General features: G+C 72.5%; 19 protein-coding genes. 10 read left to right on the forward strand and 9 right to left on the reverse strand.

Annotation, left to right across the window (positions count from 1 at the left end):
* Positions 1-927 (forward strand): MFS transporter (locus MFF04_RS18250; RefSeq protein ID WP_238277893.1); only part of this gene is annotated, 927 nt, incomplete at its 5' end.
* A gap of 3 nt (positions 928-930) precedes the next feature.
* On the opposite strand, the gene MFF04_RS18255 is transcribed toward MFF04_RS18250, so the two are convergent.
* The 3 genes from MFF04_RS18255 to MFF04_RS18265 form a co-directional block, all read right to left on the reverse strand.
* The gene (locus tag MFF04_RS18255) at positions 931-1,443 is read right to left on the reverse strand and encodes an SRPBCC family protein (protein WP_238277895.1); all 513 of its coding nucleotides are present in this window, start codon (positions 1,441-1,443) and stop codon (positions 931-933) included.
* Positions 1,444-1,448: 5 nt separating this feature from the next.
* A complete protein-coding gene (locus tag MFF04_RS18260) occupies positions 1,449-1,772 on the reverse strand; it encodes an ArsR/SmtB family transcription factor (RefSeq protein WP_238277927.1) in 324 nt (107 codons plus the stop codon).
* A gap of 171 nt (positions 1,773-1,943) precedes the next feature.
* Complete coding sequence (locus MFF04_RS18265; RefSeq protein ID WP_238277897.1) at positions 1,944-3,533, reverse strand: catalase; 1,590 nt, start codon at positions 3,531-3,533, stop codon at positions 1,944-1,946.
* Between the two features lie 136 nt (positions 3,534-3,669).
* Between MFF04_RS18265 and MFF04_RS18270 the strand changes: the two genes are divergently transcribed.
* The 6 genes from MFF04_RS18270 (at position 3,670) to ilvA (ending at position 9,839) form a co-directional block, all read left to right on the forward strand.
* On the forward strand, positions 3,670-4,632 hold the full coding sequence (locus tag MFF04_RS18270) for a LysR substrate-binding domain-containing protein (RefSeq protein ID WP_238277898.1): 963 nt from the start codon (positions 3,670-3,672) through the stop codon (positions 4,630-4,632).
* Between the two features lie 59 nt (positions 4,633-4,691).
* Positions 4,692-5,741, forward strand: a complete 1,050-nt coding sequence (locus MFF04_RS18275) for an AbrB family transcriptional regulator (RefSeq protein ID WP_238277900.1) — start codon at positions 4,692-4,694, stop codon at positions 5,739-5,741.
* A 4-nt stretch (positions 5,742-5,745) separates the two neighbouring features.
* Positions 5,746-6,093, forward strand: coding sequence for a diacylglycerol kinase (locus tag MFF04_RS18280; protein ID WP_238277902.1), 348 nt, complete (start codon positions 5,746-5,748; stop codon positions 6,091-6,093).
* Positions 6,094-6,309: 216 nt separating this feature from the next.
* Positions 6,310-7,128 carry a response regulator gene (locus MFF04_RS18285; RefSeq protein ID WP_238277904.1) on the forward strand — a complete coding sequence of 273 codons (819 nt, stop codon included), beginning with the start codon at positions 6,310-6,312 and terminating at the stop codon, positions 7,126-7,128.
* 18 nt (positions 7,129-7,146) lie between these two features.
* Positions 7,147-8,244: a DUF2336 domain-containing protein gene (locus MFF04_RS18290; RefSeq protein ID WP_238277906.1), complete on the forward strand. Its 1,098-nt coding sequence runs from the start codon at positions 7,147-7,149 to the stop codon at positions 8,242-8,244.
* 62 nt (positions 8,245-8,306) lie between these two features.
* On the forward strand, positions 8,307-9,839 hold the full coding sequence (gene ilvA / locus MFF04_RS18295; protein ID WP_238277908.1) for a threonine ammonia-lyase, biosynthetic: 1,533 nt from the start codon (positions 8,307-8,309) through the stop codon (positions 9,837-9,839).
* Positions 9,840-9,842: 3 nt separating this feature from the next.
* On the opposite strand, the gene MFF04_RS18300 is transcribed toward ilvA, so the two are convergent.
* The 3 genes from MFF04_RS18300 to MFF04_RS18310 all read right to left on the reverse strand — a co-directional run bounded on the left by MFF04_RS18300 (position 9,843) and on the right by MFF04_RS18310 (position 12,920).
* Positions 9,843-10,514 carry an MgtC/SapB family protein gene (locus tag MFF04_RS18300; protein ID WP_238277910.1) on the reverse strand — a complete coding sequence of 224 codons (672 nt, stop codon included), beginning with the start codon at positions 10,512-10,514 and terminating at the stop codon, positions 9,843-9,845.
* Between the two features lie 75 nt (positions 10,515-10,589).
* The gene (locus MFF04_RS18305) at positions 10,590-11,510 is read right to left on the reverse strand and encodes an EcsC family protein (protein WP_238277912.1); all 921 of its coding nucleotides are present in this window, start codon (positions 11,508-11,510) and stop codon (positions 10,590-10,592) included.
* Between the two features lie 3 nt (positions 11,511-11,513).
* Complete coding sequence (locus MFF04_RS18310; RefSeq protein WP_238277914.1) at positions 11,514-12,920, reverse strand: AmpG family muropeptide MFS transporter; 1,407 nt, start codon at positions 12,918-12,920, stop codon at positions 11,514-11,516.
* Between the two features lie 191 nt (positions 12,921-13,111).
* Between MFF04_RS18310 and MFF04_RS18315 the strand changes: the two genes are divergently transcribed.
* Complete coding sequence (locus MFF04_RS18315; RefSeq protein ID WP_283206387.1) at positions 13,112-14,206, forward strand: PAS domain-containing protein; 1,095 nt, start codon at positions 13,112-13,114, stop codon at positions 14,204-14,206.
* A 61-nt stretch (positions 14,207-14,267) separates the two neighbouring features.
* Positions 14,268-14,723, forward strand: coding sequence for a response regulator (locus MFF04_RS18320; RefSeq protein WP_238277918.1), 456 nt, complete (start codon positions 14,268-14,270; stop codon positions 14,721-14,723).
* Here MFF04_RS18320 and mutS read toward each other — a convergent pair.
* Positions 14,695-17,412, reverse strand: coding sequence for a DNA mismatch repair protein MutS (mutS, locus tag MFF04_RS18325; RefSeq protein WP_238277920.1), 2,718 nt, complete (start codon positions 17,410-17,412; stop codon positions 14,695-14,697). The genes MFF04_RS18320 and mutS overlap by 29 nt on opposite strands.
* A 109-nt stretch (positions 17,413-17,521) precedes the next feature.
* Between mutS and hrpB the strand changes: the two genes are divergently transcribed.
* Positions 17,522-19,981: an ATP-dependent helicase HrpB gene (gene hrpB, locus MFF04_RS18330; protein WP_238277922.1), complete on the forward strand. Its 2,460-nt coding sequence runs from the start codon at positions 17,522-17,524 to the stop codon at positions 19,979-19,981.
* 2 nt (positions 19,982-19,983) lie between these two features.
* Here hrpB and cmk read toward each other — a convergent pair whose 3' ends face one another.
* Positions 19,984-20,616 (reverse strand): (d)CMP kinase, encoded by a 633-nt coding sequence (gene cmk, locus MFF04_RS18335; RefSeq protein ID WP_238277924.1) that lies wholly within the window; start codon positions 20,614-20,616, stop codon positions 19,984-19,986.
* Positions 20,617-20,621: 5 nt separating this feature from the next.
* A complete protein-coding gene (aroA, locus tag MFF04_RS18340) occupies positions 20,622-21,968 on the reverse strand; it encodes a 3-phosphoshikimate 1-carboxyvinyltransferase (RefSeq protein ID WP_238277926.1) in 1,347 nt (448 codons plus the stop codon).
* Positions 21,969-22,066 lie beyond the last annotated feature (98 nt).

Raw genomic sequence — 22,066 nt, forward strand, 5'->3', positions numbered from 1 at the left:
GCGATGCAGGCCGCCAGCCGGATCGAGACCCTCTACCTCGGCGCGGCCCTTTCGGCGGCCGGCATCGGGCTCGCCGGAGTGCTGATGCCCGGCATCATCAAGCGCGACTTTCCGACCCGCACCGGCACGGTGACGGGCCTCTACACGATGATGCTCTGCCTCGGGGCGGCCGGAGGCGCCGCCCTCTCGGTGCCGCTGGCGACGCGGTTCGAAGGCGCCTGGGGCGTGGCGCTCGCGGCCTGGGCGGTGCCGGCGCTCGCCGCCGCCGCGGCCTGGGCGCCCCTCGCGCTGTCGGCCGGGACAACCTCCGCGCGTCCACCGGCCGGTACCGCCGGAGCGAACCCTTGGCGCGATCCCCTCGGCTGGCAGGTCACGGGCTTCATGGGGCTCCAGTCCTCCATGGCCTACATCATGTTCGCCTGGGCCCCGACCCTGCTTCAGGACCGCGGCCTCGACCCCGCGGCGGCCGGCGCCGCCGCCTCGCTGATGAGCCTCGGCCAAGCGCCGGCCGCCCTCCTCGTGCCGATCCTCGCCGGCCGCCTGCGCCGGCAGCGCCTCCTCGCCTGCGCGCTCCTCGCGGCGACCGCCGCCGCCTACGTGGCGACCTTCCACGGCCCGCCGGCCCTGATCGTGCCGGGGATGCTCGCCCTCGGCGCGGCCCTCGGCGGCCTGTTCGGCCTCGGCCTGACGCTCATCGTGCTGCGGGCCCGCGACGCGGGCGGGGCGGCCGCGCTTTCCGGCATGGTCCAGGGTGGCGGCTACTCGCTCGCCGCGCTCGGCCCCTTCACCTTCGGCCTCGTCCGGCTGGAAAGCCTCGGCGACGGCTGGCGCGGGCTGCCGACGCTGCTGTTCTGCGGCATCTGCGCAGGTGCGGCCCTCTTCGCGCTCGGCGCCGGCCGCGACCGGGTGGTCGGCGGCCGGGCCTGAGGATCAGGCGAGGAACGCCTCGAGCTGATCGAAGCTGCCCGTCCAGCCCTGGCGGAAGGACTCGGTGTTCTCGGAGAAGGTCCGCCGCTCCGCCTCGCCGGTGTCGAGCGGCCCCCAGGTCAGTTCGAGACGCGTTCCGGCGCCGTCCTCGTGCAGGACCACCGTGGTCAGCAGTTCCAGGGGAAACGTCCCGTCGAAGAACGGCGCGCGCACGATCTCGGCCTGCGCGTCGGCGAAGGAGTTCACCCAGACGAGGCGCGACGGCGCCTCGACCTCCCGGTAGACGGACCGCCCGTAGACGCGGCCGCCGCCCGGAAAGTCCATGGCGTAGTGGATCATCCCGCCGGGACGCAGCGCGTGGGACAGGATCGTGATCGTCGAGCCTTTCGGCCCGAACCACTGCGCGAGCTGTTCCGGTTTCGCGAACGCGTCCCAGACCCGCTGGCGCGGTGCCGCGAAGTGCCGCTCCATGTGGAACTGGGGCGCGCCCGCGGTGTCCTTCGGCGTCTCTGACATCGGTGTCACTCCTCGGTCTGTCGGGTCAGGAACTCGTCAAGGCGATCGAGGCGCCCGCTCCAGAGCGCGTCGATCCGGCCGAGCCAGGCGGCGGCATCGCGCAGCGCGCCGGCCTTGAGGCGGCGGGGCCGCGTCTGCCGGTCCTGGCCCGTCTCGATGAGGCCCGCCTGCTCCAAAACCCTGAGATGCTTCGAGATCGCCGGCTGGCTGATCGGGAAGGGTTTTCGGAGTTCCGAGACGGTCGCCTCGCCCTCCGCGAGCCGCGCGAGAATGGCGCGCCGTGTCGGGTCGGCGAGCGCCGCGAATCGTGTGCTGAGCGCCGATTCCATATCCATATGGCTATATAACCAACTAGATATCTGATTGGCAAGCCGTCGTCGATCTCTGTCGGATCGCTGCGCTGCCGCTCGTGCCCGCAGCCACGGCGAGGGCCGCACCAATGGAAAAAACCCCGCGCGATTTCACTCGCGCGGGGCTCCGGAGCTCGATGGGCGGCCGTCTTACTCGGCGGCGACCTTGTGGGCCTGGCTGCCGTCCGTGAAGATCTCGGCGGTCAGGCGCTTGTGCGGGGCGGCGCGGCCCGGCAGCGGCGGCAGGGCCTTGGCCTTCTCAAGGTCGATGCCGGCGCCCTCGGCGACGCGGCGGCCGTAATCCTCGTCCGCGTGCCAGAAATGCCAGACCATCCGCAGCTGGATGGCTTCCGGGCACTGCTTCATGTCGCCGACGAGGTTGGCGATGAGGTCCTCGCGCTCCCAGTCCTCGAAGGAACGGTAGCGGTTGCCGGCCTGGGTGTAGTCGTCCTCGGTGCGGCTCGTCTGGTAGCGGCCGAGCTCGCCCTGGACGGGCTGGTGGTAGTCCTTCGCGGGCTTCGGGGCCTCACGCAGGCCCTCGGCGAGCGTCGAGGGCTCGTAGTTGATGTGCTTGTTCGGGCCGGTGCCGTCGACGCCGTAGGTCATCGCGCCGTCGCGCTGGTTCGAGTAGACCTTGGCGCCGGCCTGCGGCGCGTTGATCGGCAGCTGCAGATAGTTGGCGCCGACGCGGTAGCGCTGCGTGTCCGAGTAGGACAGCGTGCGCCCCTGGAGCATCTTGTCGTCCGAGAAGTCGATGCCGTCGACGAGCACGCCCGTGCCGAAGGCCGACTGCTCGACCTCGGCGAAGAAGTTGTCCGGCACCCGGTCGAGCACCATCCGGCCGCACTTCAGAAGCGGGAACTGGTCCTCGGGCCAGCGCTTCGTGTCGTCGAGCGGGTCGAAGGAGAGATGGTCGTTCGGGCCGTCGGGCATGATCTGCACCGCGAACTCCCACTCGGGGAAGTTGCCCTTGGAGATGTTGTCGTAGAGGTCGCGGGTGGCGTGGCCGACGTCCTTGGCCTGGATCTCCGAGGCCTGAGCCGAGGTCAGGTTGCGCACGCCCTGCTTCGGGATCCAGTGGAACTTGCAGAGGTGCGCCACGCCTTCGGCGTTGACGAGCTTGTAGGTGTTGACGCCCGAGCCCTCCATCTCGCGGTAGTTCGCAGGGATGCCCCAGGGCGACTTCAGCCACGTCACCATGTGGATCGACTCGGGGTGCTGCGACACGAAGTCGAAGAAGCGCCACGCCTCCTGGCGGTTCGTCACCGGGTCCGGCTTGAACGCGTGGATCATATCGGGGAACTTGATCGCGTCGCGGATGAAGAACACCTTGAGGTTGTTCCCCACGAGGTCCCAGTTGCCCTCGACGGTCTTGAACTTCACCGCGAAGCCGCGCGGGTCGCGCTCGGTCTCCGGGCTCTCCTTGGCACCGGCCACGGTCGAGAAGCGCACGAACATCGGCGTCTTCACGCCGGTCTCGTTGAGCACGCGGGCGCGGGTGTACTTGGAGGCCGGCTCGTCGCCGATCTTGCCGTAGGCCTCGAAGAAGCCGTGGGCGCCGGCACCCCGGGCGTGCACGACGCGCTCCGGAATGCGCTCGCGGTCGAAATGGGTGATCTTCTCGATGAACTGGTAGTTCTCGAGGGTCGCCGGGCCGCGCTCCCCGACCGTGCGCATGCTCTGGTTGTCGCGGACCGGATGGCCCTGGCGGGTGGTCAGGATCGGACGCTGGTCGCTCATGCGGCTGCCTTCTCTGCTTCGATGCTCGACGGTCGGGACCTGGGCCCCAGCCTGGAATTGTTCTGAGCGCAGGTTATGACGGCCGTATAGCCCCGTAGCAAATGCATCGTCGCAAAGATAATGATAGACAGGGCCTATGAACCTGTCGGGCCTCTCGTTGCGCGATCTCGAGTATGTCGTCGCCGTCTGCGACGAGGGGCATTTCGGCCGGGCCGCCGAGCGCTGCAACGTCAGCCAGCCGACGCTGAGCGTGCAGGTCCGCAAGCTGGAGGCGACGCTGGGCCTCGTGCTATTCGAGCGCTCGAACCGCCGCGTCCTCCTCACCCCGGCGGGACAGGCGATCGTGCGGCAGGCCCGGGCCGTGCTGGCGGAGGCCCAGCGGCTGCTCGCTCTGGCGAGCGAGGGCCGCGGCGCGCCGCTCACCGGGCGGCTGGTGCTCGCCGCGATCCAGACGCTCGGCCCCTACCTGTTCCCGCTGATCCTGCGGCCCCTGCGGGAGGAGTATCCGCTCCTCTCCCTGGCGCTCAGCGAGGCGCGCACCGCCGAGATCGTCGAGGGCCTGCGCGACGGGCGCATCGACGCGGCCCTGGTGTCGCTGCCGATCTCGGGAGCCGGGCTGACCCTCTCGCCGCTCTTCGTGGAGCCGTTCTGGCTCGCCTGCCCCTCCGATCACGCCCTCGCCCAGGGCGGCGCGCTGCGGGCCATCGACATCGCCGGGCCGGACCTGCTGCTCCTCGACGAGGGCAACTGCCTGCGCGATCAGGCCATCGCCGCCTGCGGGGCGGGAAGCGGCGCCCCGCGCCATGCCACGAGCCTGGAGACCCTGCGCTCCATGGTGGCGGCGGGCGCCGGCTACACGCTGCTGCCCTCGCTCGCCGTGCCGCAGGGGCCGGATCCGAGCGGCCTCGTGGCGCTGCGCAGCTTCGATGCGGACGGGCCCGGCCGCACTATCGCGCTGGCCTGGCGGGCGAGCGACCCTCGCGCCGCCGGCCTCTCGCATCTCGCTGCCTTCCTGCGCGGGCAGGCGCCCCCCGGCACCGTCGCCTGCCGGGAGGCGGCGGCGCCCGCCAGCCGTGACAGCGCCGCCGATCCGGTGTAGCCGCGCGCCACGTCCCTCCCGGTCCCCGCGCCCGGTCCTCGTCCCCGGTTCCCGCCCCCTTGCCCGACGCCAAGACGATCCGCCTCTGGGCCGCGCTGCTGGCGGCCTCGGGCGCCCTCACCTACGCCCTGGTCCTCGCCCGGTTTCCCGCGGCCTCGCTGCTCGGCGCGATGCTCTGCGCCATCGCCTTCGGGGCCGGCGGCGCGGGGCTGACCGTCCACCGCGTCGCCTTCCTGGCGGCGCAGGCGGTGATCGGCTGCCTCGTCGCCCACGCCGTCACCGGCGAGACCGCCCGCACCCTGCTCGCGGACGGGCCGGTGATGCTGCTCGTCGTGCTGCTCACCGTGGCGGCGGGCGCCCTTGTCGGGCTGGTGCTGACGCGGCTTCGCGTCCTGCCCGGCACCACCGCCGCCTGGGGCTCCTCGCCGGGCGGCGCGGCCGCCATGGTGGCAATGGCGGAGGATTACGGCTCCGATCCGCGCCTCGTCGCCTTCATGCAGTACGTGCGCGTCGTGGCCGTGGTGCTCTCGGCCGCCCTCGTCACCCGCTTCCTGACGGATGCCTCCGCTGCCCCGGCCTCCCCCGCAGGCGAGGGCGGCGGGGCGGGCTCGGTGCTCGTGACGCTCGCAGTCGCACTCTTCGGTGGCCTCGCCGGCCATCGCCTGCGCATCCCAGCCGGCGCCCAGATCGGCCCGATGGTGATCGGCTCGATCCTCCATGTCAGCGGCCTCGCCCGCATGGACCTGCCGGACGTGCTGCTCGAAGGCTCCTACGCCCTCATCGGCTGGTACATCGGCCTGCGCTTCACCCGCGAGACCGTCCGCGAGACCTTGCACGCCCTGCCCGGCATCCTCGCGGCGACCTTCGGAGTGATCGTTCTCTGCGGGTTCTGGGCACTGGCGCTGACGCGCATCCTGCCGATCGATCCTCTCACCGCCTTCCTGGCGACGAGCCCGGGCGGGCTCGATTCCGTGGCGATCATCGCGGTCGGCTCGACGGCGGACGTGTCCTTCGTGCTCGCGGTCCAGACCCTGCGCCTGTTCGTCGTGCTGATCACCGGGCCGATCCTGGCCCGCTGGATCGCGCGGGCCGCCCCGGGGGGAAGGTAAGACGATGGAAGCCCTCTACCTCGCCTTCCTGAACTCCTGGCGCGGCCTCGTGCACGGCGCCCGCACGGAGCGGGCCGTGCGCCAGGAGCTGGCGGTGCTGGCGGCGGGCATCCCCGTGGGCCTCATTCTCGGCTCCGGCCTCTGGGTGAAGGTCGCGCTGATCGCGAGCCTCCTCGCCATGCTCTCGGCGGAGTACCTGAACACTGCGGTCGAGAAGCTCTGCGACCACCTTCACCCGGACCGGCATCCCTCCATCGGCATCGTCAAGGACGTGGCCTCGGCCGGCGCCTTCCTGGCGCAGGTGCTCGCCGCGCTGGTCTGGGGCGCGGCGCTGCTGGAGCGACTCTGGTAGGGCGCGGGCGGCCGGGGGCGCAGCGCGCGGACCGCATTGCCGGAAGACCTGCCATCGCAGGTGGTCCGGCGTGAGCCGTACCTCTCACAAATTGGGTCGATCTGCGCTGCGGATGCCGCGCTTTTGCCGCTCATCATCACTGTTTAGTAATATCGCATAATATATAACCAGATGACAGTTCGCGAACGCTAATATAAATAAAAAGAGATAATCTCGATGTCTCGAGCCGTAACTTTAGTGATCGCCGATGCGGACGAGGATGTCCGCATCGACCTGAGCGAGATGATCGCACGCATCGCTCCGGGGACGACCGTCATCGAGGTCGCAAACGGCACCCAGCTCAATGCTGCGCTGCAGGACAACGCGATCGATCTTCTGTTCGTCGACGTCATGCTGCCCCAGACGGACGGCCGCGACATCATGAAATGGCAGACCGCTGCCGGCCCGCAGACCATGATCGTGCTGCTCTCCGATCTGCTCTCGCCCCGGTGGCCGCACGTCGCCCAGAGCATCGGCGCCTACGACGTGCTGCTGAAGCCGTTCGGCGAGACGCCCATCAAGCGGCTGATCGATGCCTGCCGGGTCCTCGGCCACAGCCTGAACCTGCTCGTGGTGGATCCCTCGGAAGCCTCGCGCAGCGTCATCGCCCGGCTGCTAGCGCAGAGCAGCTTCACCTTCGAGATCACGGCCTTCGATCGGGCCCGGCCGGCGCTGCGCGCCCAGCAGCGCCGGCCCTTCGACCTCGCCATCATCGAGCTCGGCCTCCCCGACATGCCGGGCCTCGAGCTCGCCTGCCAGCTCCAGGCGGGGGCTGGTGAGGTCAGGACCGTGATGATGGGCGCCAAGGTGGACGCCAAGACGCAGAAGAGCCTGAAGACCTTCGGGGTCGGGGCCTTCCTGGCCAAGCCATTCTACTTTCCCGAGCTCGACGCGGCCGTGCACCAGGCCTTCGGTCTCTGGCGGCCCTATCTTATCAACGCCCTCGTCGCCGAGCGGGAGAAGGCCGCGGCGCAGGCCGTCGCCAAGTCGGCCTGAGGCGGGCGTCCCGTCGCGATGCGTATGTTCGGCAAGCTGCTGGCGCAGATCGAGGCCGCGATCGACAGCCGGGACGCGGCCGAGCAGAACCGCGTCCTGCGCGCGGCCACCGAGTTCCTCATGGCACGCTGGTCCCGGGTGCCGGTCGAGCAGCGGGAGACGTTCGACGAGCTGCTGCTGGTCCTGGCCACGAAGGTCGACCACGAGGCCCGCTGCGAGCTGGCCGAGCGGATGGCCGGGCTGCGGCGCGCGCCGCTTCGCACCCTCGCCTATCTGGCCGCCGACGCCGCCGACGTGGCGACGCCGATCCTCCTGCGCTCGGCGCTCGTCGACCGGGCGACCCTGGAGCGCCTGAGCCGGGAGGCCTCCGAGGCGCACGTGCTCGCCATGGCCGGACGCACGAGCCTTGAGGAAGCGGTCACGGACGGCCTCGTCGCGCGCGCGCACCTGCCGGCCTCGGAGACGCTCGCCGCCAACATCGGAACCCGTTTCTCGGCGCAGGGGTGGTCGTGCCTGGTCGATCAGGCGCGGCGCTCCGAGCGCCTCACCCTGCGCCTCGCCGCCCGGGCGGACGCCCCGGAGCCTGCGCACGCAGAGCTGGTGGCGCTGGCCCGCGCCCGCTGCCTGTCGGCGCTCGCGGAGGATCTCGAGGACGCCGCCGCGGTCTGGAGCGCGCAGGTGCTGCCTGCGATCCTGCTCGGCCTCCAACCGGACGCCAGCGAGGGCGAGCCGATGGCGCTCGGCGCATCGCGGGCCTACGTGGCCACCCAGTTCGCGAGCAAGCGCCTCTCGCCACGCCAGATCGCGGCCTGGGCGGATGTCCGCCGGACGGAGGACGTCATCGCCGGGATGAGCTTCATGGCCCGCATGGCGCCGGAGATCGTGCAGGCGGCCTTCGCCGCGCCCGGCTGGCGGCCATTCGTCTGCATCGGCCGGGGCCTGGAGTTCGACTGGAACTCCCTGAAGAAGCTGATCGCCTACCAGCAGAGGCGCGAGCTCGACCACCTCGCCCTCAAGACCGCCTACGACGAGTTCCAGGCGCTGGCGCCGACGACGGCGCGCCGGATCGTCAGGCTGGCGGCGGCCCGGCACCGGAGCATGGCCTTCGCCGCCTGAGGCGGGTCGGCTCGCATTGTCGGGGCCGAGGGTCTATCTCGGGCCGAACCCGAGAGCCGCCCGTGACCGATTACATCCGCAAGATCCTCGACGCCCGCGTCTACGACGTGGCGAGCGAGAGCCCTCTCGACGCGATGCCGCGGCTCTCCGCGCGCCTCGGCCGGCCGGTGCTGCTGAAGCGCGAGGACCTTCAGCCGGTCTTCTCGTTCAAGCTGCGCGGCGCCTACAACAAGATGACCGCGCTCTCCGCCGAGGAGCTGGCCCGCGGCGTCATCTGCGCCTCGGCGGGCAACCATGCGCAGGGCGTGGCGCTCGGCGCCCAGCGCCTCGGCGTGCGGGCGGTGATCGTGATGCCGCGCACGACGCCCGCCATCAAGGTCGAGGCCTGTCGCGCCCGCGGCGCGGAAGTGGTGCTGCATGGCGACGCCTTCGACGACGCGCTGGCCGAGGCCCGGCGCCGGGAGGCCGAGGAGGGACTGAGCTTCCTCCACCCCTTCGACGACCCGGAGGTAATCGCCGGCCAGGGCACCATCGGCAAGGAGATCCTCAGCCGCCATTCCGGGCCGATCGAGGCGATCTTCGTGCCCGTCGGCGGCGGCGGCCTCGCGGCGGGCATCGCGGCCTTCGTGAAGTACCTGCGCCCGCAGACCAAGGTGTTCGGGGTCGAGCCGGACGACGCCGCCTGCATGGCCGCAGCGCTCGCCGCCGGAGAGCCGGTGAACCTGCCCAGTGTCGGCCTGTTCGCGGACGGCGTCGCCGTGCGGCGGGCGGGCGAGGAGACCTTCCGCCTCTGCCGGGAGCATCTCGACGGCATCGTCACCGTCGACACCGACGCCATGTGCGCGGCGGTCAAGGACATCTTCGACGACACCCGCGCCGTCTCCGAGCCCTCGGGCGCGCTGGCGCTCGCCGGCGCCAAGGCCTGGGCGGAGCGCGAGGGCGGCACCGGTACGCTGGTGGCGATCTCGAGCGGGGCGAACCTCAACTTCGACCGGCTGCGCCACATCGCCGAGCGCGCGGAGATCGGCGAGCAGCGCGAGGTGCTGCTCGGCGTCACCATCCCCGAGCGGCCGGGCGCCTACCGCGCCTTCATCCGCGCGCTCGGGCCCCGGGCGATCACCGAGTTCAACTACCGCTACGCGCCGGGCGCGGCCGCCCACATCTTCGTCGGCGTCAACCTTCCCGGCGGCCCGGCGGAGAAGCGGGCGCTGGCGGCCTCCCTGTCGGAGGCGGGCTACGGCGTCCACGACCTCTCGGACAACGAGATGGCCAAGGTCCATATCCGCTACATGGTCGGCGGGCGCGCCTCGGGGCTTGCCGACGAGCGGCTCTACCGCTTCCAGTTCCCGGAGCGGCCGGGCGCGCTGATGAACTTCCTCGACCGGCTCGGCGAGGACTTCAACATCACCCTGTTCCACTACCGCAACCACGGCGCCGACTACGGCCGCGTGCTCGCCGGCATCGCGGTGCCGGAGGCGGAGCGCGCCCGCTTCGATGCCGCGATCGAGGCGCTCGGCTACCCCTGCACCGACGAGACCGGGAATCCGGCCTACCGGCTCTTCCTCGGCAACGGCGAGGACGGCCGGCAGGGCTGAGCTTCAGACGGTCTCGACGCGCTCGACCCCCTCCTGCGCGCGCAGCTCGCGGGCGATCGCCTCGACGCTGGTCGCGGAGAGGCGCACGAAGGCGATCGTCACCTCTTCGTAGCCGTCCCGGTCGTTGGGGCGGACCACGAACTGCTTCACCCGCGAGGCCCGCTCGCCGGTGATGGCGTGCAGCACGTCGAGGGTGATCTCGCCGGTGCGGGCGACGATGCGCAGGCTGCGGGTCTGCATCCGGCTGCGCCAGCGCTCCTCGATCGGCTTCACGCCCGCCAGGATCGCGACGACGATGACGGTCGCGGCGAGCGCCGGCACGTAGAGGCCGCCACCGATGGCGAGCCCGATCGCCGCCACCGCCCAGAGGCTCGCCGCCGTGGTCAGCCCCTTCACGACCTCGCCGCGCAGCAGGATCGTGCCCGCCCCGAGGAAGCCGATGCCGGAGACCACCTGCGCTGCGACGCGGCTCGGATCGAGGGTGACGCCCGGCCGGCCGAGGGCGTCCCCGAAGCCGAAGGCCGAGACGAGCATGATCAGGCAGGCGCCGACGCAGACCAGCATGTGCGTGCGCAGGCCCGCCGCCCAGAGCAAGCGCTCGCGCTCGAAGCCGATCACGCTCCCGAGGAGCGCCGCCAGCACGAGGCGGCCGACCATTTCCGCATTGCCCAGCATCGGGATCCCTCCGCGCGGCGCGAAGGGTCCCGCAATCGACCGGGAGAGGCAACCACCGGGGGAAAGCGCGGCGGATCAGGCGATGCCGAGGGCCGCCTTCTCCACGTCGTAGGCCGCCCGCACCGCGTCCTTGCCGTAGGTGCGCTCCAGGCGCCGGACGGTGAAGTGCCCCCGTGCCGTCGACTGGAAATGGCTCATGAAGGCGGTGTTGACGGCCGCGCCTCCGAAGGCGCCGAGGATCGGCACGGCCTGGGCCGCGACCTTCTGGGACACGACGATGCCGAAGCGGGCCGCGACCTGGGTGGCGAAGCGCAGCAGCGCCGGGGCGGCCTCGTCCACGAGGGCCTTGCTGCCGGCGTAGCGGGCGGCCTCGGCCATGGTCTTGGCGAGCGCGGCGCGCACCGCGAAGTAGCCGCTCTCGGCGAGCCCCGCCTCGCCGCCGCGCCCGCCGAGGGCGAAGACCTGGACGCAGGCGAGCGCGCCCTCCGGCGTATCGATGTCCTCGCCCTCCTCACGGGCGATCTCGGCGATGGCCCGCAGCATCAGCGTCGTCGAGACCGGCAGCTCGACGGCGAGCGTCGCGATCCCGAAGGCGCCGCCGATCGCGCCGGAGGCCGCGGCCATCGCCTTGTGGCCGATCTCGCCGGAGCCGAGCAGGCGGCCGAGGCGCCCCCGCGTCACCGGCTCGGCCGGAACGACGGCGGTGCCGCCTTCGACCGCGGCGGTCCGGGGCAGCGTCGCCAGGGCGACGCGCATCGCCGCGCGCATGGCGGTCTCGGTCGAGCGCGCCACGGCGGTGGTGACGGGCGCCGGCAGAGAGCGTCCGAGCAGCTCGAGGGGTGCGCCGGCGGCCGCCGAGAGTCGGGCGGCGAGGCCCGGCTGCTCCAGCGCGCGCACCGCGTTGCGGAGCGCGGCGAGATCCTCGTCGCTCAGGGCGCGGACCGGGGCCTCGACGGCGACCGGGAGCCTGCCTCCCACGGTTGCGATGTCGCTCATGCCTCAGGTCCCCTGCGTCGCCCCCTGCGATCCGGTGGATGAAATTTCCGTCCCCGCCGATGGGTTCCGGGCGAGTGCCTCGAGCTCGGCCGCGCCGTCCGCCTTCGGCTTCGGCCGGCCGACCGCCAGGCAGAGCAGCACCACCGGGATGCCGACCAGCGCGGTGAGGAGGAAGAACACCGGGTAGCCGTAGGCCGCCACCACGAAGCCCGAGAGGCCCGCGGCGAGCTTGCCCGGCAGGGCGTAGAGCGAGGAGAACAGCGCGTACTGCGTCGCCGCGTAGCCGGGCGTCGTGAGGCTCGACATGTAGGCGATGAGCAGGATGCCGGCGAAGGAGCCGCAGAAATTGTCGATCGAGATCGCCACGATCAGCCGCCAGACCTCCGGCGCGCCCATGGCGAGCCAGGAGAAGGACAGGTTCGAGGCCGCGCACAGGAAGGCACCGATCAGCAGTCCCCGGAACATGCCGAGGCGCTGCATCGCCCAGCCGCCCGCGAAGCCCCCGGCGATGCCCACCCAGATGCCGTAGAGCTTCGAGACGGCGGCGATCTCGGTGAGGCCGTAGCCGACATCCTTGTAGAGCGGGCTCGCCATCACCCCGGAGACGAAGTCGGGCATCCGGTAGAGGGCGACGAGGAGCAGGATCGCCCAGAGCGCGTGGCCGAGGCGCCCGTGAAGCTCGGTGAGCGGCTCCAGGATCGCCCGGCGCACCGACCACAGGCGCGAGCGCGGCGGACCCTCGGGCTCGGACGCCGCCCGCGTCCGGCGCGCCTCGTCGAAGGGCGGCGCCAGGAGCGCGGCGACGAGGCCGATCGCCATGAGCGCGGCCATCGACAGGTAGGCGAAGCGCCAGCCCGTCTCCGCGGCGATGAACAGGGCGCCGGCGCCCGCCGCCACGAGGCCGAAGCGGTAGCCGAGGTTCGAGGTCGCGGCGAGGATGCCCTGGAAGTCGCTGCCCGCCGCATCGATGCGCCAGCCGTCGATGACCACGTCCTGCGTCGCCGCGCAGAAGGCGACGAGGAAGGCGCCGAGACCGAGGAGCCAGAGGTTCGTCGCCGGATCGGCGAAGGCCATCAGCACGAGGCAGGCGGCCACCGCGAGCTGCGTCGTCACCATCCAGGCCCGGCGGCGGCCGAGGAGCCGGCCCAGCAGCGGCACGTCCGTCCGGTCCACGACCGGAGCCCAGAGGAACTTCAGCGAGTAGGGCAGAGCCACGTAGCTGAACAGGCCGATCGACTTCACGTCGATCTCGGAGAAGGCCAGCCGCAGGGTGAAGGTGCCGAGCACCAGCAGCAGCGGAAGGCCGGACGAGAAGCCGAGCGCCAGCATCAGGGCGGCGCGCCGGTCCTCGAGTAGATCCCGCAGGCGCAGCTTGCGCGGCGCCGGGGACGCGGCCGCTTGAATCGCCATGGCAATGGAACTCCCTTGGCTCGCGCGCCTTGATCCGCGAAAATCGTGGCAGCCTTGCGCCGCCGCCGGTGCCGGCGGCTGCATCACCGTCGGGACAGGTTGATGGAGGTTTGGTTAACGGATCGCGGACAGCCGCACGCGTTCGGCCGGTCCATGCGGGCGCCTGCCCGCCTTCCGTTCCGCCGCGCGCCATGAAGATCGAGAACGACGCGCACGCTTCGGACTTTCCGCTTGACGGGAACGTTCTCCTCGGCGCGTTCGCGTCGAGCCCGACGCCGATGGCGCTCGTCGACGCGCGGCAGCCGGACCAGCCGATCGTCTGGGTCAACGACGCCTTTACGCAGCAGACCGGCTATGGCCGGCACGAGGTCGTCGGCCGCAACTGCCGTATGCTCCAGGGGCCCGACAGCGACCGGGCCGAGGTCGCTCGCATTCGCGCCGCGATCGCGGCGGGGCAGCCGTGCGAGGTGGAGCTGTTCAACTACCGCAAGGACGGGACCCGCTTCTGGAACGCAATGACCATCAACCCGGTGCGTAACGCCGAGGGGGTCGTCACGCATTTCTACTCGGCCCAGGCCGACATGACCGAGAAGCAGCGCCTGGAGCAGGCGATGCGCAACGCCAACGACGAGCTGGAGCGCCTGGTCGACCTGCGCACCGCCGACCTCAGCGCCGCCCTGGAGCAGAAGACCGCGCTGCTCCACGAGGTCGACCACCGGGTTAAGAACAACCTCCAGGTCATCTCCTCGCTGATCCTGCTGAAGGCGCGCCGCACTCCCGAGGGCGAGGCGCGGGACGCGCTCCAAGGCATCGCCGAGCGCGTGGGAGCGCTCTCGACGGCGCACCGCATGCTCTACTCGGCGGGCGACGCGACCCGTTTCAATCTCCAGGACTTCGCCGCCGACCTATTGTCCGATCTCAATGCCGGCCTCGACCCGGAGCGCACCCATCTCGAGGGCGCCTTCGACCCGATCGCCGTGTCGGCCGCGATGGCGGCGCCGCTCGCCCTGATGATCCACGAGCTGACCACAAACGCGCTGCGCCATGCCTTCCCCGGCGACCGGGCCGGCCGGGTCACGATCGAGGCGCGGCGCCAGGCCGAGGCCCTGCACATCACCATCGGCGACGACGGGGTCGGTCTCGGCTCCGCGGCGCCCAACCCTGCCGGGTTCGGCCGCAGCCTCGTGGAGATGGTGGTGCGCCAGTTGCGCGGCGCCATCGCCTGGCACGAGAACGCGCCGGGCACGCGCGTGGAGATCCGCATTCCGCTCGGCAGCGAAGACTGAGCGAATCAGGCAGAAGAGATCCTTCGCGGCCGGACCGACGGCCGCCACGACGGGAGACGTCATGGGCGGCGACAGGTGTGGGAAAGGCCTGCGGGTGCTCGTGGTCGAGGACGAGGTGCTCATCGCCCTCGAGCTCGAGTGCCTGCTGGACGATCTCGGCCACACCACGATCGGCGTCGCCGCGAGCAGCCGCGAGGCGATCGCCCTCGGACAGGCGGACCCGCCCGACGTCGCCCTCGTCGACGTCCATCTCGTGGACGGGCCGACCGGCGTCGAGGTCGGACGGACGCTGAGCGCCGACCCGCGCACCACGGTCGTGTTCATGACCGCGAACGCCAAGCGCGTGCCGGACGACTACGCCGGCGCCTTCGGCATCATCGCCAAGCCCTATACGGAGCGCGTCGTGGCGAGCGTTCTTCACTATCTCTGCGAGCGCCGGGCGGGGCGCACCGGCGACCGCCCCGGGCCGGAGCTGTCCCTCGACGGGTTCAACCTCGCGCCGCGCGCTCGCGCTTGAGCCGGTAGAGCGCGTCGAGCGCCTCCCGCGGCGTCAGGGCGTCCGGGTCGATGGCGTCGAGGAGCGCGCCGAGCCTGTCCTCCGGCTCCGGCGCGGGGGGCGCAGGAGGATCGATCGACGCGAAGAGCGGCAGGTCATCGATGCGGGGCTTGCCGGGCCGGGCCCGCTCCGCCTTCTCCAGGCCTTTCAGGATCGCGCCGGCCCGCGTCACCACGCCCGCCGGCAGCCCGGCAAGGCGGGCGACCTGGAGGCCGTAGCTGCGCTCGGCCGTGCCCTCCACCACCTCGTGCAGGAACACGACCTCGCCTCGGTGCTCGGCGACCTTGAGGGTGGCGTTGTCGAGTCGCGCGAGGCGCTGCCCCAGCGCGGTCAGCTCGTGGAAATGCGTGGCGAAGAGCGCCCGGCAGGCGTTCGTCTCGTGCAGGTGCTCCAGGCAGGCCCAGGCAATGGAAAGCCCGTCGAAGGTGGCCGTGCCCCGCCCGATCTCGTCGAGGATCACGAGGGAGCGCCGGGTCGCCTGATTGAGGATCGCGGCGGTCTCGACCATCTCGACCATGAAGGTCGACTGCCCGCGCGCCAGGTCATCCGCCGCGCCGACCCGCGAGAACAGCCGGTCCACGAGCCCGACATGGGCGCGCGTCGCCGGCACGAAGGCGCCGACCTGAGCCAGCACGGCGATGAGCGCGTTCTGGCGCAGGAAGGTCGACTTGCCGCCCATGTTCGGGCCGGTGACGAGGCGGATGCGCCCCCGCCCCTCGCCGGAGAGGTCGCAGGAATTGGCGATGAAGGGCTCGCCCCGCCGTCGCAGCGCCGCCTCGACCACGGGATGGCGTCCGCCCTCGACCGCGAAGGCGAGGCTGTCGTCGACGAGCGGTCGCGACCAGTCGAGCTCCACCGCGACCTCGGCGTGGCTCGAGGCCACGTCGAGGCCGGCCAGCGCCTCGGACACCTGAGCCACCGCGCCTTCCGCCGCCACGACCCGCGCGGCGAGGTCCTCGAACACGCCCGCTTCCAGCGCCAGCGCGCGGTCGGAGGCGCCGGAGATGCGGCTCTCGAGATCGCCCAGCTCCACGCTCGTGAAGCGCATGGCGTCGACCATGGTCTGGCGATGCACGAAGTCGCGCATCAGCCCCTTGAGGCAGGCTTCGCCCACTGCCTGCGGGACCTCGATGAAGTAGCCGAGCAGGTTGTTGTGCTTGATCCGGAGCGTCCGGCAGCCGGACTCCTCGGCGTAGCGGGCCTGGAGGGCGGCGACGACCTTTCGTGAGTCCTGCCCGAGCAGCCGCGCCTCGTCGATCTCGGGGTGGTAGCCCGCGCGCACGAAGCCGCCGTCGCGGCGGCTCAGGGGCAGATCATCGGCGAGAGCCGCGCGAAGCTCCGCCGCCAGCGCCGGGTCGGCCCGGCCGAGGCCCTCACGAAGGGTATCGAGCGCCTCCGGCAGCAGTGCCGCCTCTCCGAGCCGCAGGGCGAGGTCGGCCGCCGCCTCCAGCCCGTCGCGGAGCGCGGCGAGGTCCCGCGGCCCCGCCCGGCCGAGCCCGACCCGCGACAGGGCGCGGGCGATATCGGGGGCCCGCGCCAGGGCGTCGCGCAGGTCGCGCCGCAGCCCGTGCTCCTCGGCCAGGAAGGCCACCGCCTCCTGCCGGCGGGCGATGGCCGGCACGTCGGTGAGCGGCCCCGCGAGGTGCTCGGCGAGCAGCCGCGCGCCGCTCGCCGTCACCGTGCGGTCGATGGCGCCGAGAAGGCTCCCGCCCCGCTCGCTGGACAGCGTGCGCGTGAGCTCGAGATTCGCCCGCGTCGCCGCATCGATGCCCATGGTCGCCCCGCCCGCCTCGCGGGAGGGCGGCTGCAGGGCGGGGCGCGCACCGAACTGCGTACGCTCGATGTAAAGGAGCGCCGCGCCAGCAGCCGCCAGTTCCGCCCGCGAGAAGCTGCCGAACCCGTCGAGCGTCGAGACGCCGTAGAACTCCCGGATGCGCCGCTCGGCGGAGGCGGGCTCCAGCTCCGCCTGGGCCAAGGGCGTGACTGCGGCCGGCGTCTCGTCCCAGAGCCGGGCGAGACCTGCATCGGCGTGGATCGCCTCGGAGAGCACGATCTCCCGCGGGTCGTGCCGTGCGATGGCGCCGGGGAGGTCGGCGGCGCGCACTTCCGACAACGCGAAGCGCCCGGTCGAGATGTCGAGGGCGGCGAGGCCGTAGGCGTGCTCGCTGTCGGAAACCTTCCGACGCCCGATCGCCAGCAGCAGGTTGGCGCGGGCGGGATCGAGCAGCCTGTCCTCGGTGATGGTGCCCGGCGTGACGAGGCGGACCACCTCCCGGCGCACCACGGATTTCGGGCCGCGCTTCTTGGCCTCCGCCGGCTCCTCGGTCTGCTCGCAGACGGCGACGCGGTGGCCCTGCGCGATCAGCCGATGCAGGTAGTCGTCGGAGCGCTCCACGGGCACGCCGCACATCGGGATGTCGTCGCCTGCGTGCTTGCCGCGCTTCGTCAGCACGATGCCGAGCGCCCGCGAGGCGATCTCGGCGTCCTGGAAGAACAGCTCGTAGAAGTCGCCCATCCGGTAGAAGAGCAGGCAGTCGGGGTTGGCGGCCTTGATCTCGATGTACTGCGCCATCATCGGCGTCGGCGCGGAGACGGCGGAAGGAGCCGTCGAGGCGGCTTTGTCGGTCGAGCGTGCGGCGGAGGCGGCCATGGCTCCGTCTTAGCAGAGCGCCGGCCGCCGATCAGTCGCCCCGCGCCCTTCCCCTGGGGAGAAGCGGCCACGGTTGCCGTAAGCCGACAATCGTCGCACTGAACCGCCGATGCCGCCGAACGCGCCCCTCCCCATCGATGAGGCCCTGCCCGAGCTTCTCGCGGTGCTCGCGCGGCGCAACGCCGCCGTGCTCGTGGCCCCGCCGGGCGCCGGCAAGACGACGCGGGTGCCGCTCGCGCTCCTCGACGCGCCCTGGCTCGGGACCGCGAAGATCGTCCTTCTCGAGCCCCGGCGGTTGGCCGCCCGCGCCGCCGCCGCGCGCATGGCGCAGACGCTCGGCGAGCGGGTCGGCGAGACCGTGGGTCTCCGGGTGCGCCTCGGCTCGAAGGTCTCCGCGCGGACCCGCATCGAGGTCGTCACCGAGGGCGTGTTCACGCGCATGATCCTCGACGATCCGGAGCTTTCGGGCATCGGCGCGGTGCTCTTCGACGAGTTCCACGAACGCTCGCTCGACGCCGATCTCGGCCTGGCGCTCGCCATCGATGCGCAGGGCGGCCTGCGGGAGGACCTGCGCATCCTGCCGATGTCGGCGACCCTCGACGGCGCCCGCGTCGCCGCGCTGCTGGGCGAGGCGCCGGTGGTGCGCTCGGAGGGCCGCGCTTATCCCGTCGAGACCCGATATCTCCCCCGCGACCCGGACCGGCGGATCGAGGACGCGATGGCCGAGGCGGTGCTGCGGGCGCTGCGGGCGGACCCCGGCTCCGTGCTCGCCTTCCTGCCCGGCCAGGGCGAGATCTTGCGGACGGCCGAGCGGCTGGAGGGCAAGGTCGGCGCGGAGGTCGAGATCGCCCCCCTCTACGGCGCCCTCGATCCGGCCGCGCAGGACCGTGCCGTGTCCCCGGCTCCGCCCGGCCGCCGCAAGGTCGTGCTCGCCACCAGCATCGCCGAGACGTCGCTGACCATCGAGGGCGTGCGCATCGTGGTCGACTCCGGCCTCGCGCGGGTGCCGGTCTACGAGCCGGGGATCGGGCTGACCCGGCTCGTCACGGCACGCGCATCCAGGGCCTCCGTCGACCAGCGCCGGGGCCGGGCCGGGCGCACGGAGCCGGGGGTGTGCTGGCGGCTCTGGCCAGAGGCGGCGACCGTCTCGCTCGATCCCTTCGCGCAGCCCGAGATCCTGGCCGCCGACCTCGCCGGGCTCGTGCTCGACTGCGCCGCCTGGGGCGTCGCGGACCCGGCCGCCCTGCCTTTTCTCGACAGGCCGCCGGCCCCGGCGCTCGCGGAGGCGAAGAGCCTGCTCCGCGACCTCGACGCCCTCGACGGCGACGGACGCCTCACCGGGACGGGCCGGCGCTTGCGCGCCCTGCCCCTGCCGCCGCGCCTCGCGCGGATGGTCGTCGCCGCGGCCGAGAACGGGCAGGCCCGCATGGCCGCGGATGTCGCGGCGGTGCTGGTGGAGCGCGGGCTCGGGGGCGAGAGCGTCGACGTCGCCGAGCGCGTCGAGCGCTTCCGCCGGGAGCGCGGCGGCCGCGCCGAGAACATGCGCCGGCTCTCCGCGAACTGGGCGCGGCAGGCCGGCGGCGATCCGGACTCGGACGCACCGGCCCCGGTCGGCCCGCTCCTGGCGCTGGCCTACCCGGACCGCATCGCCCGTGGGCGCGGAAAGGACGGCGCCTTCGTGATGGCGAACGGCCGGGCCGGACGCCTCGATCCCGCCGCGCCGCTCGCCCGCGAACCCTATCTCGTCGTCGCCGATCTCGCCGGATCGGCGGCGCAGGCGCGCATCCTCGCCGCCGCCGCGATCGAGCGCGAGGCGATCGAGGCGCTGTTTCCCGACCGGATCGAGGCGGTGAGCGAGGTCGTCTTCGACGCTTCCGCGAAGGCGCTCCGGGCCCGCGCCCGTCGGCGGCTCGGCGCGGTCGGCCTCGGCGAGCGCACCCTGCCGGTTCCGGCGGACGAGGCCTCCGCCGCGATCCTGGCCCGCGGCATCGCAGGGCTCGGCCTCGACGCCCTGCCCTGGACGCCGGCCCTGCGGCAGTGGCTGGCGCGGGTGCGCTTCCTGCGCGCCGCGGAGGGCGCCCCCTGGCCGGACCTTTCGGACACCGCGCTCCGAGAGAGTCTCGGCGACTGGCTCGGGCCCCACATCGTCGGCCGCAACAGCCTCGACGCGATCTCCGCCGAGGACCTCGGCCATGGCCTCTTCGGTCTTCTCGACTGGTCGCTGCGCGCCCGGATGGAGGCCGAGGCCCCGACCCATGTCGAGGTGCCGACCGGCTCGCGCCTGCCCATCGACTACGAGGCCGAGGGTGGGCCCGTTCTCGCGGTGCGGGTGCAGGAGCTGTTCGGGCTCGACCGGCATCCGGTGATCGGCGGCGGCACGCCGCTGGTGCTGCACCTGACCTCGCCCGCCCAGCGGCCGATCCAGATCACCCGCGACCTGCCGGGCTTCTGGCGGGGCTCCTGGGCGGCGGTGCGCTCCGAAATGCGCGGCCGCTACCCGCGCCATCCCTGGCCGGAGGACCCGCTCGCCGAGCCTCCGACCCGCCGTGCGAAACCGCGGGGGATGTGAGGCTACTGCGTGCGCGCCCCGTCGACCACGTGCTTGGCCGCGGCGAAGGCGGCCTCGGCGTCGAGCTCGGTGGTGTCGAGGATCACTGCGTCCTCGGCGGCCTTCAGGGGTGCGGCGGAGCGGTTGGCGTCGCGCTCGTCGCGGGCCCTCACGTCGGCCAGGATCATCGCCAGCGTCGTGTCCTCGCCCCGCGCGGTGAGCTCCAGATGACGGCGGCGGGCACGCTCCTCGGCGCTCGCCGTCACGAACAGCTTCACCCGCGCGTCCGGGCAGATCACCGTGCCGATGTCGCGCCCGTCGAGCACGGCGCCGACGGCGTTGCCGGCAAAGCTCCGCTGCCAGGCGAGCAGCGCCGCCCGCACCGCCGGCACGGAGGAGATGCGCGAGGCCGCCTCGCCCATGGCGCGCTCGCGCAGGCGCGGGTCGGCGAGCCGGTCGGCGATGAGCGTTTCCGCAGCGCGGGCCGCAGCATCCGTGTCGTCGAGAGAGAACCCGGCATCGAGCATGGTCAGCGCCACGCTGCGGTAGAGCAGCCCGGTGTCGAGATGCGGCAGGCCATAATGCTGCGCGAGGCGGCGGGCGAGCGTGCCCTTGCCGGACGCGGCGGGACCGTCGATGGCGATGACGAGAGGCAAGGGTCCTACCCGATCCTGGCGCCGAGCCCCGCCATGGTCGGCAGGAACCTCGGGAAGCTCGTGGCGATCATTGCGCCGTCGTCCACCGTCACGGACTCGCGCGTCGCGAGGCCGAGCACCAGGAAGGCCATGGCAATGCGGTGGTCGAGATGGGTCGCGACGGTGCCGCCGCCCCTCGGCGCCGCTCCGTCGCCTGTGACGAGGAGGTCGTCGCCCTCGATCGCGTAGTCGATGCCGTTGGCTGCGAGCCCGGCGGCGACGGCGGCGAGACGGTCGGATTCCTTCACCCGCAGCTCGTGCAGGCCGCTCATCCGCGTCGTGCCCTCGGCGAAGGCGGCGGCGACCGCGAGGATCGGGTACTCGTCGATCATCGCCGGCGCCCGCTCGGCCGGCACGTCGACGCCCTTGAGCCGGCTGGTGCGCACGACGAGATCGGCGACCGTCTCGCCGCCCTCCTCGCGCTCGTCGCGGCGCTCGATCTCGGCGCCCATCTCGAGGAGCGTGGTGATCAGGCCGATGCGCAGCGGGTTCATCATCACGCCGCGGATCGTCACCTCGGAACCCGGCACGATCAGCCCGGCGACGATCAGGAAGGCGGCCGAGGACGGGTCGGCCGGCACGATCACGTCGGTGCCGCGTAAGGTCGGCTGGCCGGTGAGCATCACCGCGCGGCCGTGGCCGCCCTCGCCGTGGGGCGTCACGTAGACCTCGGCGCCGAACAGGCGCAGCATCCGCTCGGTATGGTCGCGGGTGGCGGCGGTCTCGATCACCGTGGTGACGCCCGGCGCGTTGAGGGCGGCGAGCAGCACCGCCGACTTGATCTGCGCCGAGGCCGCGGGCGTCTCGTAGGTGATCGGGATCGCTTCGCGGGGGCCGCGCAGCGTCAGCGGCACGCGCCCGCCCTCGGCCTCGCTCACCACCTGCGTGCCCATGCGGACCAGCGGGTCGAGGATGCGCCGCATCGGGCGCTTGCGCAGCGAGGCGTCGCCGTCGAAGGTCGCGGTGACGGGCTGGCCGCCGACGACGCCCATCATCAGCCGCGAGCCGGTGCCGGCATTGCCGAAGTCGAGGGTCTCGGCCGGATCGCTCAAGCCCCCGATGCCGGCGCCGCGCACCAGCCATCGTCCCTCGCCGAGCCGCTCCATCCCCGCGCCCAGCGCCCGCGCGGCGGCGGCCGTGCGCAGCACGTCGTCACCCTCGAGCAGCCCCTCGATCCGCGTCTCGCCGATGGCGAGCAGGCCGAGGATCATCGCCCGGTGCGAGATCGACTTGTCGCCCGGCGGACGCGAGGCCCCGCGCAGGGGGTTGCCCGGCGCGGCGGTGAGGGGGGACGGGGCGGAATCGTGCGACACGTCGATGGGGCTCTCGCGGTTCGTTCCCGAAGCGGGATCATTGCGGCGCGGTTAGCATGGGTCCCGTGCGCCGGGATGACGGCGCACGGGACCCATGC

The organism is Methylobacterium jeotgali (assembly GCF_022179345.1).
GTDB lineage: Bacteria > Pseudomonadota > Alphaproteobacteria > Rhizobiales > Beijerinckiaceae > Methylobacterium > Methylobacterium jeotgali.